This is a genomic window from Micromonospora sp. CNZ303 (assembly GCF_004345505.1).
In genome coordinates this window covers 57,019-73,093 of record NZ_SLVT01000025.1, presented here as the reverse complement: position 1 = coordinate 73,093, position 16,075 = coordinate 57,019, and the positions used below count along the sequence as shown (strand labels likewise).

At 73.7% G+C, this 16,075-nt stretch carries 15 protein-coding genes; 10 read left to right on the top strand and 5 right to left on the bottom strand.

Annotated elements, in window-relative coordinates; genetic code table 11:
* The first annotated feature begins 140 nt into the window (after positions 1-140).
* A complete protein-coding gene (locus tag EV374_RS29085; protein WP_132240346.1) occupies positions 141-623 on the top strand; it encodes a Rieske (2Fe-2S) protein in 483 nt (160 codons plus the stop codon).
* 45 nt (positions 624-668) lie between these two features.
* Here the strand turns inward: EV374_RS29085 and EV374_RS29080 are convergent, their stop codons facing one another.
* Positions 669-1,985 (bottom strand): MFS transporter, encoded by a 1,317-nt coding sequence (locus EV374_RS29080; protein WP_132240345.1) that lies wholly within the window; start codon positions 1,983-1,985, stop codon positions 669-671.
* A gap of 159 nt (positions 1,986-2,144) precedes the next feature.
* Between EV374_RS29080 and uvrC the strand changes: the two genes are divergently transcribed.
* The gene (gene uvrC / locus EV374_RS29075) at positions 2,145-4,187 is read left to right on the top strand and encodes an excinuclease ABC subunit UvrC (RefSeq protein WP_132240344.1); all 2,043 of its coding nucleotides are present in this window, start codon (positions 2,145-2,147) and stop codon (positions 4,185-4,187) included.
* Positions 4,188-4,247: 60 nt separating this feature from the next.
* Here the strand turns inward: uvrC and recQ are convergent, their stop codons facing one another.
* Positions 4,248-6,086 carry a DNA helicase RecQ gene (gene recQ, locus EV374_RS29070; protein WP_132240343.1) on the bottom strand — a complete coding sequence of 613 codons (1,839 nt, stop codon included), beginning with the start codon at positions 6,084-6,086 and terminating at the stop codon, positions 4,248-4,250.
* A gap of 254 nt (positions 6,087-6,340) precedes the next feature.
* Positions 6,341-6,835: a hypothetical protein gene (locus EV374_RS29065; RefSeq protein ID WP_486486022.1), complete on the bottom strand. Its 495-nt coding sequence runs from the start codon at positions 6,833-6,835 to the stop codon at positions 6,341-6,343.
* Between the two features lie 55 nt (positions 6,836-6,890).
* Between EV374_RS29065 and rapZ the strand changes: the two genes are divergently transcribed.
* From rapZ to EV374_RS29025, 8 genes are all read left to right on the top strand, one after another.
* Positions 6,891-7,778: an RNase adapter RapZ gene (gene rapZ, locus EV374_RS29060; RefSeq protein ID WP_132240378.1), complete on the top strand. Its 888-nt coding sequence runs from the start codon at positions 6,891-6,893 to the stop codon at positions 7,776-7,778.
* Positions 7,775-8,923 carry a 2-phospho-L-lactate transferase CofD family protein gene (locus tag EV374_RS29055; protein WP_132240342.1) on the top strand — a complete coding sequence of 383 codons (1,149 nt, stop codon included), beginning with the start codon at positions 7,775-7,777 and terminating at the stop codon, positions 8,921-8,923. Before rapZ ends, EV374_RS29055 begins: the two co-directional genes overlap by 4 nt.
* 54 nt (positions 8,924-8,977) lie before the next feature.
* Positions 8,978-9,958, top strand: a complete 981-nt coding sequence (whiA, locus tag EV374_RS29050) for a DNA-binding protein WhiA (protein ID WP_132240341.1) — start codon at positions 8,978-8,980, stop codon at positions 9,956-9,958.
* A gap of 264 nt (positions 9,959-10,222) precedes the next feature.
* Complete coding sequence (gene gap, locus EV374_RS29045; RefSeq protein ID WP_132240340.1) at positions 10,223-11,227, top strand: type I glyceraldehyde-3-phosphate dehydrogenase; 1,005 nt, start codon at positions 10,223-10,225, stop codon at positions 11,225-11,227.
* Positions 11,228-11,262: 35 nt separating this feature from the next.
* Positions 11,263-12,462 (top strand): phosphoglycerate kinase, encoded by a 1,200-nt coding sequence (locus EV374_RS29040; protein ID WP_132240339.1) that lies wholly within the window; start codon positions 11,263-11,265, stop codon positions 12,460-12,462.
* Positions 12,462-13,253 carry a triose-phosphate isomerase gene (tpiA, locus tag EV374_RS29035; RefSeq protein ID WP_132240338.1) on the top strand — a complete coding sequence of 264 codons (792 nt, stop codon included), beginning with the start codon at positions 12,462-12,464 and terminating at the stop codon, positions 13,251-13,253. The genes EV374_RS29040 and tpiA overlap by 1 nt, the downstream gene beginning before the upstream one ends.
* A gap of 95 nt (positions 13,254-13,348) precedes the next feature.
* Positions 13,349-13,612, top strand: a complete 264-nt coding sequence (gene secG, locus EV374_RS29030; RefSeq protein WP_121400676.1) for a preprotein translocase subunit SecG — start codon at positions 13,349-13,351, stop codon at positions 13,610-13,612.
* Positions 13,613-13,743: 131 nt separating this feature from the next.
* A complete protein-coding gene (locus tag EV374_RS29025; protein ID WP_132240337.1) occupies positions 13,744-14,082 on the top strand; it encodes an RNA polymerase-binding protein RbpA in 339 nt (112 codons plus the stop codon).
* 62 nt (positions 14,083-14,144) lie between these two features.
* Here EV374_RS29025 and pgl read toward each other — a convergent pair whose 3' ends face one another.
* Together pgl and EV374_RS29015 are read right to left on the bottom strand one after the other, a co-directional pair.
* Positions 14,145-14,915 carry a 6-phosphogluconolactonase gene (gene pgl, locus EV374_RS29020; protein WP_132240336.1) on the bottom strand — a complete coding sequence of 257 codons (771 nt, stop codon included), beginning with the start codon at positions 14,913-14,915 and terminating at the stop codon, positions 14,145-14,147.
* A gap of 67 nt (positions 14,916-14,982) precedes the next feature.
* Positions 14,983-15,999 carry a glucose-6-phosphate dehydrogenase assembly protein OpcA gene (locus EV374_RS29015; protein WP_132240335.1) on the bottom strand — a complete coding sequence of 339 codons (1,017 nt, stop codon included), beginning with the start codon at positions 15,997-15,999 and terminating at the stop codon, positions 14,983-14,985.
* Positions 16,000-16,075 lie beyond the last annotated feature (76 nt).

The following is a 16,075-nucleotide window of genomic DNA, read 5'->3' as shown; positions in this document are numbered from 1 at the left end:
GGCCATCCGGGCGGGCCTACAGCCCGCCCCGGGTGGCCCCTCGGTCGCCGATCAGGTGAACCGTCGGGCAGAGTGATCCGTGTACCCGAGTGTGGCCGCGGATCATGACCAGGCGGCGGCAGCCGAGAGAAGGGCGAGGCATGAGTGACGATCAGGGGCTGACCGGGCCGGCGACGCGGACGCGGCGCGCGCTCCTCACGGGCGCGGGCGCGGTCGGCGCGGCGGTGGTCCTGGCCGCCTGCGGCAGCGACGACTCCGGCGACGGGGCGGCCCCGACCAGCGGCGGCCCGGCGGTGCCCAGCACCGGTGACGCCGGCGGCGGCGACCGCCAGGGTGCGCAGTCGCTGGCCCGTACGGCCGACATCCCGGTCGGCGGCGGCGCCGTCTATCCCGCCCAGGGCGTGGTGATCACCCAGCCGCGCGAGGGCGAGTTCAAGGGGTTCGACTCGATCTGCACCCACCAGGGCTGCCCGGTGACGAACGTCGACGGCGGCACCATCAACTGCACCTGCCACTTCAGCAAGTTCTCGATCGAGGACGGCTCGGTGAAGGGCGGCCCGGCCACCAAGCCGCTGCCGCCGAAGAACGTCAAGGTCACCGGCGACCAGATCTCGCTGGCCTGACCAGTCGGGTGCGGCCGGCGCCCCGGACCGGGCCGCCGGCCCCGCTCAGTCCGCGACGGCGCCCGCGTCGACCGCCGACGGCCGCTCGCCCGCTGCCGGCGGCTCGCCCGTCGGCGGCCGATTGCCCGTCCGCGGCGGCTCGCGCAGGGCGGCCGGCGGCAGGATCCGCTCCAGCAGCAGGATGCCGGCGACGCCGACGGCGTTGAGCAGCGCCAGCACCAGCCAGGGCGCGGCGGTGTCGACCTCGTACAGGGTGCCGAAGAAGGCCGGCGCGACCATCGAGGCGAGGGCGAAGGAGTACTGGAAGGCCGCCAGGTAGCGGCCCCGGGCGGCGAGCGGGGCGGCGGCCGCGGCCAGCGCGGCGGACGCCGGCGCGTGCACCAGTTCCGCGACGGTGAACAGCAGCGTCGCCGCCACCAGCAGCGCGGCCACCACGCCGAGGCGCCCCGGGCCGAGGGTCGACATGGCGATGCCCCAGAGCGTCCAGAGGGCGGCGGCCAGCGCGACCGCACGGGTGCGGCGGTGCCGCGGCAGGCGGGCGCCGACGGGCGCCGACAGCAGGGCGACCAGGAACGCGTTGCCGGCCAGGACGGCGGAGGTCAGCCACGCGGGGCCCCGCAGGTCCGTGAGCATCATCGTGGGCAGGGCCAGGCCGAGCATCATGGTGCTCAGCGCGAAGACGGTGTTCAGACCGATGAGGGCGAGGAACGGGCGGTCCCGCAGCAGCGTGGCGTACCCGCCCCGACCGGATCCCGCGGGGCGGTCGGTGGCCGGCGGGATCCGCACCCGGGCGGCGATGAGCACCGCGGCGAGGGCGAAGCAGGCCGCCGCCGCGTAGGCCACCGCGCGGTAGGTGCCGGCCCGCCCGTCGGCCACCACCACGCCCGTGGTCAGGCCCCCCACCGCCAGGCCGGCGGTACGGGCGCCGTTGCTGATCGCGTACCAGGTGTCCCGGGCCCAGCCGCCCGGGCTGCCGTCGGCGTAGTCGGCGACCGCCGTGAAGACGGCGGACCAGAAGAACCGCACGCCGACGGCGACCAGCGCCGCCGCCACGAAGACGCCGACCGGCCCCCGCACCCAGGCGTACGCCAGGTAGCCGGCGGCCTGGAGCAGCTGGGAGGCGACGACCACCGGCAGCGCCCCGAGCCGGTCCGCCAGCGATCCCGCCCACAGCGGCACCGGCAGGGTGAGCACGGTCGCCGCGCTGAGCAGCACCCCGAGCAGCGCCAGGGGCACGTCGGTGAGCCGCAGGAAGTACACCAGCGACAGGGGCAGGAAGAGCCCGTTGCCGACCGAGTCGACGGTGAGCGCCGTCACGAGGACGGCTCCCCCTCGGCTGCGTACGGCGGGGTTCGCGCCCATGTCCCCGTGCTCCCCCCGTGTCGGCCGGCCAGGGGCCGGATGTTAGCGGTGAGCGGCTCCGGCGGCACCGGAGTTTCGGGTTGCCGGGGGCCGGCCGGCGGGCGGGGCGGGGACGCGGCGTCCGGGGAGCTGTCGGGGGCGCGGACTAGGCTTGCTGCCGTGGCTGACCCCTCGACCTACCGTCCCGCGCCCGGCACCATCCCGGAGTCACCGGGGGTCTACCGCTTCCGCGACGGCACCGGCCGGGTGATCTACGTCGGCAAGGCGAAGAACCTGCGCAGCCGGCTCAACTCCTACTTCGCCGACCTGTGGGGCCTGCACCAGCGCACCCAGCAGATGGTCACCACCGCCGAGTCGGTGGACTGGGTCACCGTCGGCACCGAGGTCGAGGCGCTCCAGCTCGAATACACCTGGATCAAGCAGTACGACCCGCGTTTCAACGTCCGCTACCGCGACGACAAGTCCTACCCCTACCTCGCGGTCACCCTCGACGAGGAGTTCCCCCGGTTGCAGGTGATGCGGGGAGCCAAGCGCAAGGGCGTGCGCTACTTCGGGCCCTACTCGCACGCCTGGGCGATCCGCGAGACGCTCGACCTGCTGCTGCGGGTCTTCCCGGCGCGCACCTGCTCGGCCGGGGTGTTCAAGCGCGCCAGCCAGGTGGGCCGCCCCTGCCTGCTGGGTTACATCGGCAAGTGTTCGGCCCCCTGCGTCGGCAGCGTCACCCCCGAGCGGCACCGGGAGATCGTCGACGGTTTCTGCGACTTCATGGGCGGCCGCACCGACACGATGGTGCGCCGGCTCGAACGGGAGATGACCGAGGCCAGCGAGCAGTTGGAGTTCGAGCGGGCGGCCCGGTTGCGTGACGACGTGGCCGCGCTGCGCCGGGCGATGGAGAAGCAGACAGTCGTGCTCGGCGACGGCACCGACGCCGACGTGGTCGCGTTCGCCGACGACCCTCTCGAAGCGGCCGTCCAGGTCTTCCACGTGCGCGACGGCCGGGTCCGTGGCCAGCGCGGCTGGGTGGTGGAGAAGACCGAGGAGTTGAGCACGGGCGACCTGGTGCACCACTTCTGTACGCAGGTGTACGGCGGCGAGCAGGGCGAGGCCGACGTGCCGCGCGAGCTGCTCGTGCCGGCGCTGCCCGCCGACGCCGACGCGCTGGCCGACTGGCTCTCCGGTCACCGGGGCAGCCGGGTGAGCCTGCGGGTGCCGCAGCGCGGCGACAAGCGGTCGCTGCTGGAGACGGTCGAGCGCAACGCCAAGGACGCCCTGGCCCGGCACAAGCTGCGCCGGGCCGGCGACCTGACCACCCGCAGCAAGGCGCTCGACGAGATCACCGAGGCGCTCGACATGCGCACCTCGCCGTTGCGCATCGAGTGCTTCGACATCTCCCAGATGCAGGGCACCGACGTGGTGGCGAGCATGGTCGTCTTCGAGGACGGGCTGCCCCGCAAGAGCGAATACCGGCGCTTCATCATCCGGGGCGCCACCGACGACCTCTCCGCCATGTCCGAGGTGCTGCGCCGCCGCTTCGCCCGCTACCTCGACGCCCGCGCCGAGACCGGCGAGGCGGGCGTCGAGCCGGCCGACGACCCGGTCGCCCCGGCCGGGCAGCCCGCGCCCGGCGCGCCCGGCGAGCCCCACGGACCCGGCGAGTCCGGCGATCCCCACGAGCCCGGCGGGTCCGACGAGCGCATCGTCGGCGTCCTGATCGACCCGACCACGGGCCGGCCGCGCCGGTTCGCGTACCCGCCGCAGCTGGTGGTGGTCGACGGCGGCGCGCCGCAGGTCGCGGCGGCGGCGCAGGCGCTCGCGGAGTTGGGCGTCGACGACGTGGCGCTGTGCGGCCTGGCCAAGCGGCTGGAGGAGGTGTGGCTGCCCGACGACGAGTTCCCGGTCATCCTGCCGCGCACCTCGGAGGGGCTCTACCTGCTGCAACGGGTGCGCGACGAGGCGCACCGCTTCGCCATCACCTTCCACCGCCAGCGGCGCTCCAAGCGGATGACCGAGTCGGCGCTCGACAGGGTGCCCGGCCTGGGGGAGGTGCGGCGCAAGGCGCTGCTGCGGCACTTCGGCTCGCTCAAGCGGCTCTCCGCCGCCACCGTCGAGGAGATCACCGAGGTGCCCGGCGTGGGCCGGCGCACCGCCGAGGCGATCCTCGCCGCGCTGGGCGGCGAGGCGAAGACCCCGGCGGCGGACTGACCGCACCACCCCGGCCCCCGCGCGCCGAGGGCCGGCCCGGGTGGCTCCGCCGGGCGGCGGTCACTCGGCCAGGACGGCCAGGATCTGCTCGCCGTACTTCGCGAGCTTGTTCTCGCCGACGCCGCTGACCGCGGACAGCTCGGCCAGTGACGTGGGCGCGTCGGTGGCGATCTGCCGCAGCGTGGCGTCGTGGAAGATCACGTACGCCGGGACGCCCTGCTCCTTGGCGGTGGCCCCCCGCCAGGCACGCAGTCGCTCGAAGATTCCGGCGGCGGTCGGGGACAGCTCGGCGACGACGGTGGCCGCCCCGCGTGGCTTCGCCGACCGGGACGAGGCGACCTTCTCCGGCTCGCGGCGCATCATCACCGTGCGGCGGCGGCCCAGCACCTCCGCGCTGGCCTCCGTGAGAGCCAGCGTGCCGTAGTCGCCCTCGACTGCCAGCAGCCCCTCGGCCAGCAGTTGCCGCACCACGCCGCGCCACTCGGCCTCGCGCAGCTCGGTGCCGATGCCGAAGACGGTCAGCGAGTCGTGGCCGTACTGGGTGACCTTGTCGGTGGTGCGGCCGAGCAGGATGTCGACGCAGTGCCCCGCACCGAAGCGCTGGTTGCGTTCCCGGTCGAGTCGGAAGACCGTGGAGAGCAGCTTCTGCGCCGCGACGGTGCCGTCCCAGGACTCCGGCGGGCTCAGGCAGGTGTCGCAGTTGCCGCAGGCGGCTTCCGCCTTCTCGCCGAAGTAGTCGAGCAGCTGGCCGCGCCGGCAGCGGACCGTCTCGCAGAGGGCGAGCATCGCGTCGAGGTGGGCGGCGAGGTTGCGCCGGTGGGCGAGGTCCCCGTCGGAGGTCTCGATCATCTTGCGCTGCTGCACCACGTCCTGGAGCCCGTACGCCAGCCAGGCGGTCGACGGCAGCCCGTCGCGCCCGGCGCGGCCGGTCTCCTGGTAGTAGCCCTCGACCGACTTGGGCAGGTCCAGGTGGGCGACGAAGCGGACGTCGGGCTTGTCGATGCCCATGCCGAACGCGATGGTCGCCACCATCACCAGGCCGTCCTCGCGCAGGAAGCGCTGCTGGTTGCGCGCGCGGGTCGCCGCGTCCAGGCCGGCGTGGTAGGGCAGCGCGGCGACGCCGTTGGCGGTGAGGAACTCCGCCGTCTTCTCCACCGAGGCGCGCGACAGGCAGTAGACGATGCCCGCCTCGCCGGGGTGCTCGTCGCGCAGCAGGCTCAGCAACTGCTTGCGCGGCTCGCGCTTGGGCACGATCCGGTACTGGATGTTGGGCCGGTCGAAGCTCGCCACGAAGTGCCGGGCGTCGGTGAGCTTGAGCCGGGTCGCGATCTCGTCGCGGGTCGCGCTGGTGGCGGTGGCGGTGAGCGCGATGCGCGGCACGTCGGGCCAGCGCTCGTGCAGCATCGACAGGGCGAGGTAGTCGGGGCGGAAGTCGTGGCCCCACTGCGACACGCAGTGCGCCTCGTCGATGGCGAACAGGGCGATCCTGCCCCGGTCGAGCAGCTGCTGCACCCCGCGGGTGCCCAACGCCTCCGGGGCGAGGTAGAGCAGGTCCAGCTCGCCGCCGACGAACGCCCGCTCCACCACGCGGCGGGCGTCGAGATCCTGGGTCGAGTTGAGGAAGCCGGCCCGCACACCGACCGCCGTCAGCGCGTCGACCTGGTCCTGCATGAGCGCGATCAGCGGGGAGACCACCACCGCCACGCCGTCGCGGACCAGCGCGGGGATCTGGTAGCACAGCGACTTGCCGCCGCCGGTGGGCATCAGCACCAGCGCGTCGCCGCCGGCCACCACGTGGTCGATCACCTCCTGCTGGAAGCCGCGGAAGGCGTCGTAGCCGAAGACCCGGCGCAGCACCTCCAGGGCGTCGGCGGAGCGCAGGTCGGTGGGGGAAGCCATCCGGGGATTCTACGAACCTCCCCCGACAGCCGGCGGACCCGAGCGGGCGGGTCGCGCTGAGCAGGATCGAGGCGTACGAACCTGCTGCGGAGATCTTGGTGAGATACGGCCCCTCCGAGGGTCGTTTCTCACCAAGATCGCCCTCGCCCTCGTCAGCTCGGCGTGCCGTTCGCACTGTTCGCCGAAGTCGTTCTCTGCCGCTGGCGTGCGCGTTCCCGGCCGGGACCGTGTCCGGTCCGGCGGCGGCGAACCACTCAGCCGGGCTGGGCGTCGCTCTCGGCGGGCTGGGCGGAACGCTTGGGCAGCCCGCGCGGCGGGGCCTTCATCCCGACCACGATGTCGACGATCTCGATGTAGCGCGCCTTGTTGCCCATCCGGAACGCCGTGGCCGCCACGTTGATCTCTTCCAGGGTGTCCGCCTCGACCATGGTCACCTGGTCGTAGCGGCCGTTGACCCCGGTGCAGACCACGTGGGTGAGCTGCTTGGCGAAGCGGCCCAGGTCGCGGGAGTGCTCGGCGGAGACCTCGTGGAGGCCCTCCCGGCCCAGGGCGAAGTACTCCGGATTGATCCTCGTGAACAGGAAGCCGGTCCGCCTGTCGGGGGCACGACCCCCACGCCCAGGTCCGGCCCTCCGCCGGGGCGGACGCCACCAGGGCGGCGGCCGGGGACGTGCCGGCAGCGCGGGGGCGGTGCGGGATAGAGTCGCTGATTGACCACGCGCGGCCGGGGGTGCCGGCCGCGGCGCCACGGCTTGGGGGTAGCGGGTGAGCGAGGCGCGTACGGCCGAGGAACGGGGCGCGACGGTGACCGGGCAGCAGACACCGGCGGAGTCGGACACCACCCTGGTGGTGGTCACCGGGCTCTCCGGCGGCGGCCGCAGCACGGTGGCCAGGGCGTTGGAGAACGTCGGGTTCTACGTGGTGGACAACCTGCCGCAGGCGCTGATGCTCGACATGGCCGAGCTGGCGTTCAAGGCGGGCGGGGCGGCCCGGCGTACGGCGATGGTGCTGGACGTGCGCTCGCGCGCCTTCTCCACCGACCTGGCGGGGGCGATCCGGGAGCTGAAGGAGCGCGGCTTCTCGCCCCGGGTGGTCTTCGTCGACGCCGACGACGAGGTGCTCATCCGGCGGTTCGAGAGCGTCCGGCGCTCGCACCCGTTGCAGGGCGACGGGCGGCTCGCCGACGGCATCGCGGTCGAGCGCGGCCTGCTGGAGGAGGCCCGCGACCAGGCCGACGTGATCATCGACACGAGCCACCTGAACGTGAACCAGCTGCGCCGCCGCGTCGAGGAGCTCTTCGGTGGCGAGGACGCCCGCCGGCTGCGGGTCACCGTGCTCTCCTTCGGCTTCAAGTACGGCCTGCCGCCGGACGCCGACTTCGTGCTCGACGCCCGCTTCCTGCCCAACCCGTACTGGGTGCCGGAACTGCGCGAGCACACCGGCCGGGAGGAGGCGGTCAGCTCGTACGTGCTGGGGCAGGAGGGCGCGGACGCCTTCGTCGGGTCGTACGCCGACCTGGTCAACGCGACCACCGCCGGCTTCGAGCGGGAGGGCAAGCGCTACCTGACGGTGGCGGTCGGCTGCACCGGCGGCAAGCACCGCAGTGTGGCCATCGCCGAGGAGTTGGCCGCCCGGCTGCGCCACTCGGGTCTGGCCGCCAACGCGCAGCACCGCGACCTGGGGCGCGAGTGACGGCGACGCGTGTGGTCGCCTTCGGCGGCGGGCACGGCCTGTCCGCCTCGCTGCGCGCCCTGCGCCGCTGCGCCCCCGAGCTGGACCTCGACATCACGGCGGTGGTCACCGTCGGCGACGACGGCGGCTCCAGCGGCCGGCTGCGGGCCGAGCGGGGCGGCCTGCCCCCGGGCGACCTGCGGCAGGCGCTGGTCGCGCTGGCCGGCGACCATCCGGCCACCCGGCGCAGTGCCAAGCTCTTCCAACACCGCTACGCCGAGGTGCCGCCCCCCGCTGGCGGCCCGGCTCCCGCGGGGGGCGGAGCGGCGGGCCGCCCTCCGGTCTCCGGTACCGGGCGGGCCCCTTCCGACCCGGGGCCGGCCGCGGGCGCCGGAGGGACGCCCGGAGGGGCGGCCGGTGGGGCCGCCGGAGGACGGGCGGGTGCCGGTGCGGCCGGGCGGGCGGGCCCCGAGGCCGGCGGGCTGGCCGGGCACGCGGTGGGCAACCTGGTGCTCTGCGGGCTGATGGAGCTGCTCGGCGACCCGGTGGCCGCCCTGGAGCACGCCGGCGCGATGCTCGGCGCGGTCGGCCGGGTGCTGCCGATGTCGTGCGAGCCGGTGGGGATCGAGGCGCGGGTACGCGGCGCCGACCCGGGCCGGCCGGACGAGGTGCGCACGATCACGGGCCAGCACCAGGTCGCGGTGACCACCGGCCGGGTGGAGTCGTTGCGGCTCACCCCGGTCGCGCCGGAGGCCTGCCCGCAGGCGGTCGCCGCGATCGGCGCGGCCGACTGGCTGATCTTCGGGCCGGGCAGCTGGTACACGAGCGTCCTGCCGCACCTGCTGGTGCCGCAGCTCGCCGCCGCGATCGTCGCCAGTCCGGCGCGGCGGCTCGTCACGCTGAACCTCGCCGCCGAGAAGGAGACCTCCGGGCTCTCCCAGGCTGACCATCTGGCCGCGCTGCGCTCGTACCTGCCGGAGCTGAGGGTCGACCGTGTGGTCGCCGATTCCAAGGCGGCGGGTGACCCCGAACCGGTCGAACGTGCGGCAGAATCGCTGGGTGCCCGCCTGGTCCTCGCTCCCGTCGCGGTCACCGACGGCACTCCCCGTCATGATCCGGCCGCCCTGGGCGCCGCACTGGTGCCTGTCCTGGGCGCCGATCGTTAGACACGTACGTAATCTCCGGCGACACGCCGGAACAGGTCCGTGAGGGGACGCACAATGGCGATGACGGCTGCGGTCAAGGACGAGCTGAGTCGGGTCGACGTGCCCAAGCCCTGCTGCCGGCGGGCGGAGATGGCGGCGCTGCTGCGCTTCGCCGGCGGGCTGCACATCGTCTCCGGTCGGGTCGTGGTGGAGGCCGAACTCGACACGGGGGCGGTGGCCCGGCGGCTGCGACGGGAGATCGCGGAGGTCTACGGCTATCCGAGTGAGATCCACGTGCTCGCGTCCGGTGGCCTGCGCAAGGGCAGCCACTTCATCGTGCGGGTGGTCAAGGACGGTGAGGCCCTCGCACGGCAGACCGGGCTGCTCGACGTGCGCGGGCGTCCCGTGCGGGGGCTGCCGCCGCACGTCGTGGCGGCGAACGTCTGCTGCGCGGTGTCGGCCTGGCGCGGCGCGTTCATGGCGCACGGCTCGCTGACCGAGCCGGGCCGCTCCAGCGCGCTGGAGATCACCTGCCCGGGCCCGGAGTCCGCGCTGGCCCTGGTGGGCGCGGCCCGCCGGATCGGCATCACCGCCAAGCCCCGCGAGGTGCGCGGCGTGGACCGCGTGGTGGTCAAGGACGGCGACGCGATCGCCGCGCTGCTCACCCGCATCGGCGCCCACTCCAGCGTGCTGGCCTGGGAGGAGCGCCGGGTACGCCGCGAGGTGCGGGCCACCGCCAACCGGCTGGCCAACTTCGACGACGCCAACCTGCGCCGCTCGGCGCGGGCCGCGGTCGCCGCCGCCGCCCGGGTGACGCGGGCGCTGGAGATCCTCGCCGAGGACGCGCCCAACCACCTCACCTCCGCCGGCCGGCTGCGCCTGGAGCACCGGCAGGCCTCGTTGGAGGAGCTGGGCGCGCTGGCCGATCCGCCGCTGACCAAGGACGCGATCGCCGGCCGGATCCGCCGGCTGTTGGCGCTGGCCGACAAGCGGGCCCGGGACCTGGGCATCCCGGATACGGAAGCGGCAGTCACGCCCGACATGCTCGTGGTCTGATAGGACGGTGCGGGTCGGCGGCGCCGGTGGGGTCACCACCCGGCGCTGCACTGCGCCGCACGCTCGGATAAGGTCGCTGCGTACGGCAAGGGGGCCGGCACAGGCACTCCTCGCCGTGCACACCGCCTCGGGCGGTCAGGTCCTTCGAGACCGCGGCGGGGTGGCCGAGATGAACCGTCAACGGCCGGCTCCAACGGTCGGCGCACACACCTCCGCCGGCCCGGGTCTTACGCCGGCGGACCAGAACGCAAGGAGATGGGACCTGTGACCATCCGGGTTGGCATCAACGGCTTCGGCCGGATCGGCCGCAACTTCTTCCGGGCAGTGCTGGCGTCCGGCGCTGACATCGAGGTCGTGGCGGTCAACGACCTGACCGACAACGCGACGCTCGCCCACCTGCTCAAGTACGACAGCATCCTGGGCCGCCTGCCGCACGAGGTGAAGGCCACCGCCGACGAGATCACCGTGGGCGGCAAGACCATCAAGGCGTACGCCGAGAAGGACCCGTCGAAGCTGCCGTGGGGCGACGCCGGCGTGGACGTGGTCATCGAGTCCACCGGTTTCTTCACCGACGCCACCAAGGCGAAGGCGCACGTCGACGGCGGGGCCAAGAAGGTCATCATCTCCGCCCCGGCGAAGAACGAGGACGTCACGGTCGTCATGGGCGTCAACCACGACCAGTACGACCCGGCCAAGCACACCATCATCTCGAACGCCTCCTGCACCACCAACTGCCTGGCGCCGATGGCGAAGGTCCTGCACGACACGTTCGGCATCCAGCACGGCCTGATGACGACGATCCACGCGTACACCCAGGACCAGAACCTCCAGGACGCGCCGCACTCCGACCTGCGTCGGGCCCGCGCCGCCGCCCTGAACATCGTGCCGACCTCGACCGGCGCGGCGAAGGCGATCGGCCTGGTGCTGCCGGAGCTGAAGGGCAAGCTGGACGGCTACGCGCTGCGCGTGCCGATCCCGACCGGCTCGGCCACCGACCTCACCGTCGACGTCGCCCGGGAAACCACGGTGGACGAGGTCAACGCCGCGCTGAAGGCCGCCGCCGAGGGCCCGCTCAAGGGCATCCTGGTCTACAACGAGGACCCGATCGTCTCCGCCGACATCGTCACCGACCCGGCGTCGTGCATCTTCGACGCGCCGCTGACCAAGGTCGTCGGCAACCAGGTCAAGGTCGTCGGCTGGTACGACAACGAGTGGGGCTACTCGAACCGCCTGGTCGACCTGGTCAAGCTGGTCGGTCAGTCCCTGTGAGTGAGCCGTCTGCCACGAACGGAGGGCTGGCCTAAGTGAGCATCCGTACCCTCGACGACCTGCTCGCCGAGGGGGTGTCGGGTCGGCGCGTGCTGGTGCGCGCCGACCTGAACGTCCCGCTCGACAAGCAGACCGGTGACATCACCGACGACGGCCGCATCCGCGCCGTGCTGCCGACGCTCGGTGCGCTGGTGGAGGCCGGCGCCAAGGTGGTCGTCTGCTCCCACCTGGGCCGCCCGAAGGGCGAGCCGGACCCGCAGTTCAGCCTGCGCCCGGTCGCCGGGCGGCTCGGGGAGCTGCTCGGCGCGCGGGTGCACTTCGCCACCGACACGGTCGGCGAGTCCGCCCGCTCCACCGTGGACGCGCTCGCCGACGGCGAGGTCGCGCTGCTGGAGAACCTGCGTTTCAACAAGGGTGAGACCAGCAAGGACGACACCGAACGGGGCGCCTTCGCCGACCAGCTCGCCGCCTTCGGCGACGCGTACGTCGACGACGCGTTCGGCGCGGTGCACCGCAAGCACGCCAGCGTCCACGACGTGCCGGCCCGGCTGCCGCACGTCGCCGGCCGGCTGGTGCTGCGCGAGGTGGAGGTCCTGTCCCGCCTGACCGGCGAGCCGGAGCGCCCGTACGTCGTGGTGCTCGGCGGTTCGAAGGTCTCCGACAAGCTGGCGGTGATCGAGGCGCTGCTGCCGACGGTCGACCGGCTGCTCATCGGCGGCGGGATGTGCTTCACCTTCCTCAAGGCGCAGGGCCACGAGGTGGGCTCCTCGCTGCTGGAGGAGGAGATGGTCGAGACCTGCCGCAGCCTGCTGGAGCGCTCCGAGGGCAAGATCATGCTCCCGGTCGACGTGGTGGCCGCGGACGCGTTCGCCCCGGACGCCGCGCACGACACCGTGCCGGCCGACGGCATCCCCAGCAAGCGGGTCGGGCTCGACATCGGGCCGGAGACGGTCGCCGGCTTCGCCGCCGCCCTCAAGGGCGCGCGGACGATCTTCTGGAACGGCCCCATGGGCGTGTTCGAGATGCCGGCGTTCGCCCACGGCACCCGCGGGATCGCCGAGACCATCGCGAAGAGCGAGGCGTTCACCGTCGTCGGTGGCGGTGACTCCGCCGCCGCGGTGCGGGCGCTCGGGCTGGACGAGTCGTCCTTCGGGCACATCTCCACCGGCGGTGGCGCCTCCCTGGAATACCTGGAGGGCAAGACCCTCCCCGGCATCGCGGCCCTGGAGAACTGATGGCGAGCGTCACCCGCCGGCCCCTGATGGCCGGCAACTGGAAGATGAACTGCAACCACCTCGAGGCCAACCTGCTGGTGCAGAAGCTGGCGGCCAGCCTCACCGAGAAGCAGCTCACCGACGTCGAGACGGTGGTCCTGCCGCCGTTCACCGACCTGCGTACGGTGCAGACCGCCGTCGACGGCGACAAGCTGCTCATCGGCTACGGCGCGCAGGACCTCTCGCCGTACGCGTCGGGCGCCTACACCGGGGAGATATCCGGCTCGATGCTGGCGAAGCTGGGCTGCACCTACGTGGTGATCGGGCACTCGGAGCGGCGGGCCTACCACCACGAGGACGACGCGCTCGTCAACGCCAAGGTGCAGGCGGCGCTGACCAATGGGCTCACCCCGATCCTCTGCGTGGGGGAGGGGCTCGACGTCCGCGAGCAGGGCACCCACGTGGCGCACTGCAGCGAGCAGCTCGACGGCGGCCTGAAGGGGCTCACCGCCGAGCAGGTGGAGAAGGTCGTGGTGGCGTACGAGCCGGTCTGGGCGATCGGCACGGGCAAGACGGCCACCCCGGAGGACGCCCAGGAGGTGTGCGGCGCGGTCCGTCAGCGCCTGGCCGAGTCCTTCGGCCAGGACACCGCCGACAAGGTCCGGGTCCTCTACGGCGGGTCGGTCAAGTCGTCGAACGTCGCGGCGATCATGGCTCAGCCGGACGTCGACGGGGCGCTCGTGGGCGGCGCGAGCCTGGACGCCGAGGAGTTCGCGAAGATCTGCCGGTTCCCGGAGCACATCTCCCGCTGATCGCTCGCTATCCTTGACTCCGCCCGTCCGTCGGTCGGTGCCACCGTGCCCGATCTGCCCGGGCGAGGATCGTAACGAGAGGACTGACCCCAGCCATGCCGATCTGGTTCGCATACACGTTGATCGTGTTGCTGGTCATCACGAGCATCCTGCTGACGATGCTGATCCTGCTGCACCGCGGTAAGGGCGGCGGGTTGTCGAGCATGTTCGGCGGTGGTGTCAGCTCCAGCCTCGCCGGTTCCTCGGTGGCGGAGAAGAACCTCGACCGCTACACCGTCCTGGTGGGCATCGTCTGGTTCGCCTGCATCGTCGGGCTGGGGCTCTGGCTCCGCCTCCAGATGGCCAGCGGCACGGTCTGAGCCCGCCAAGTCGTACAATTTGCGCGCGGCCCGTCGACGACGGGCCGCGCGCAGTCCGTTCCACCCGCTGCACCGCGTCGCCCGCCGCCCTCTCCGCGGCGGTTCCCCTCCGACGACAGGAGCGAGCAGCCGTGCCCATCGGCAACGTCATCCCGGGCACCCGGGTCGGATCCGCGCCCGAACGCCACCAGCCGGCCCCGTGCCGGACGGTGACCTACTGGTGCCGCAACGACCACCACACCCCGATCCGGCTCGCCGCCGAGGTCGAGGTGCCGCAGGTGTGGGACTGCCCGCGTTGCGGCCTCCCCGCCGGTCAGGACGCGCAGAACCCGCCGGGCCGCGTCCGGCCCGAGCCCTACAAGACCCACCTGGCGTACGTGAAGGAGCGACGCACCGCCGAGGAGGGTGAGGCCATCCTGGCCGAGGCCCTCGCCGCCCTGCGCCGCCGACGGGGCCGCCCCGCCGGCTAGGCAGGTGTGAGGAAGGGCCCCTTCTTGACGCATAGCGTTAAGAAGGGGCCCTTCCTCACACCTCAGCGCAGGCTGCGGAAGCGGGCCGGGACGTCGGCCGCCGCCGCCCGGTCCAGCAGCCAGAGGGTCCGGCCCGTGCCCTGCACGCCGGCCGCCGGCAGTTGCACCGGCCCCGCCCCGGCCAGCGCCATGCCGACCGCCCGAGCCTTGTCGGCCCCGCCGGCCACCAGCCAGACCTCCTCGGCCGTGTTGATCGCCGGAAGGGTCAGCGTGGTCCGCACCGGCGGGGGCTTCGGGCTGCCCCGCACCGCGCTGACCGGCCGGCTGTCGTGGTGCACCGGATGCTCGGGGAAGACCGAGGCGACGTGCCCGTCCTCGCCGACGCCCAGCATCAGGACGTCGAAGTGGGGGAGCGCGGCGTGTCCCGGCCGCGCCGCGCGGGCCAGTTCCTCGGCGTAGCGGGCCGCCGCCTCCTCCGGGTCGGGCCCGGCCGGACCGTCGGAGGCCGGCATCGGGTGGACCCGGGCCGGGTCCAGCGGCACCGCGTCCAGCAGCGTGGCGCGGGCCTGGGTCTCGTTGCGCTCGGGGTCGCCGGCGGGCAGGAACCGCTCGTCGCCCCACCAGACGTCCACCCGGGACCAGTCCACGGCGTCGCGGGCCGGCAGCGCCGCCACCGCCCGGTGCACCGCCGCGGCTATCCGCCCGCCGGTCAGCACCACCGACGCCTGGCCCCGCTCGGCCTGCGCGTCGAGCAGCTTGACCACCAACCGGGCCGCCACCGCCTGGGCCAGCAGGTCTGCGTCGGCGTGGACGGCGACACTCGCCTCACTCATCTGTGTGCCTTCGTTTCTCCGGCCGCCGCGCGGTCGGTCCTCCGTGGTGCCCCGGGTAGTCGGGCGCTCAGTGCTCGGCGCTCGTTCCCACGTGCGCGGTGACCCCCGCCTCGGCCCGCTGGGCCGTGGCCGGGTCCTTCCAGACGTGCACCCGCTGCGGCGGGCGCTGGTCGAGGCCGGCCAGCCCGGCCGCCGTGCCCAGCGCCTCCGCGTAGACCTGGTCGGCGTCGAGCCGGCGCAGCTCCTCGGCCAACTCGTCGCCGAGCGGCCGCCGGACGAGCGGCAGCTGCCGGTCCTCCTGGCCGGTACGCCGGAACGTCGCCACGCTGTCGTCCCGGCTCAGCGTCAGCGAGTCGCCGTTGGCGCAGCGCAGCTGCACCTCCCGCATCCGCGGCGACGCGTCGGTGTGCTCCCACACCGGCTCGATGCCGAGCCGCGCGGCCAGCCAGCCCTGCATCAGGGCGGCGGTCGGGTCGGTGGGCGGGCCCACCACGGTCGCCTCGGTCACCTTGGCCTGGGTGGTGTCGAACGCCCCCGCCACGAGCGTGCGCCACGGGGTGATCCGGGTCCACGCCAGGTCGGTGTCGCCGGGCGCGTAGTCCCGGGCCCGCTGGCGCATCGCCTCGATCGGGTCGGCGGCCTGCGCGCAGTCGGTGATCCGCCGGTCGGCCACCACGCCGAGGAAGTCCGTGGCGATCTCGGCCGGCGGCTCACCGTGCCACCACGTCACCACCGGCACGTCCGGCACCAGCAGCGGCATCACCACCGACTCCGCGTGCAGGGCGAGCCGCCCGTACATCCGGGTGACCACCGCCTCGCACGGACCGAGCCGGCCGCCGACGACGATCTCCGCGTCCAGCCGGTTGCGCTCGCGCTCCACGTCGGTGCGGACCACCACCAGCAGCCGGCAGGGATGGGCGGCGGCCGCTATCGTCGCCGCCGCCTCCGCCTCGCGGACCCGTTTCTCGTCCACCACCACGATCAGGGTGAGCGCCATGCCGCTGGCCACCCCGCCCGCGCTGCGCCGCTCGGCGGCCAGCGCCTTGACCACCTCGTTCCCGGTGGTGTCCCACAGGCCGATCAATGGAGCCTCCTGGTCTGCTCGCTGTGCCCGGTCACGGCACCTGCCCTCGTTCGCGACTGCGGGGCTCGCAGAACCG

Coding starts and splice junctions, on each gene's coding strand:
- secG (WP_121400676.1), top strand. CDS start 13,349: ATGCCGATCTGGTTCGCATACACGTTGATCGTGTTGCTGGTCATCACG.
- pgl (WP_132240336.1), bottom strand. CDS start 14,915: ATGAGTGAGGCGAGTGTCGCCGTCCACGCCGACGCAGACCTGCTGGCC.
- tpiA (WP_132240338.1), top strand. CDS start 12,462: ATGGCGAGCGTCACCCGCCGGCCCCTGATGGCCGGCAACTGGAAGATG.
- EV374_RS29080 (WP_132240345.1), bottom strand. CDS start 1,985: ATGGGCGCGAACCCCGCCGTACGCAGCCGAGGGGGAGCCGTCCTCGTG.
- whiA (WP_132240341.1), top strand. CDS start 8,978: ATGGCGATGACGGCTGCGGTCAAGGACGAGCTGAGTCGGGTCGACGTG.
- recQ (WP_132240343.1), bottom strand. CDS start 6,086: ATGGCTTCCCCCACCGACCTGCGCTCCGCCGACGCCCTGGAGGTGCTG.
- EV374_RS29085 (WP_132240346.1), top strand. CDS start 141: ATGAGTGACGATCAGGGGCTGACCGGGCCGGCGACGCGGACGCGGCGC.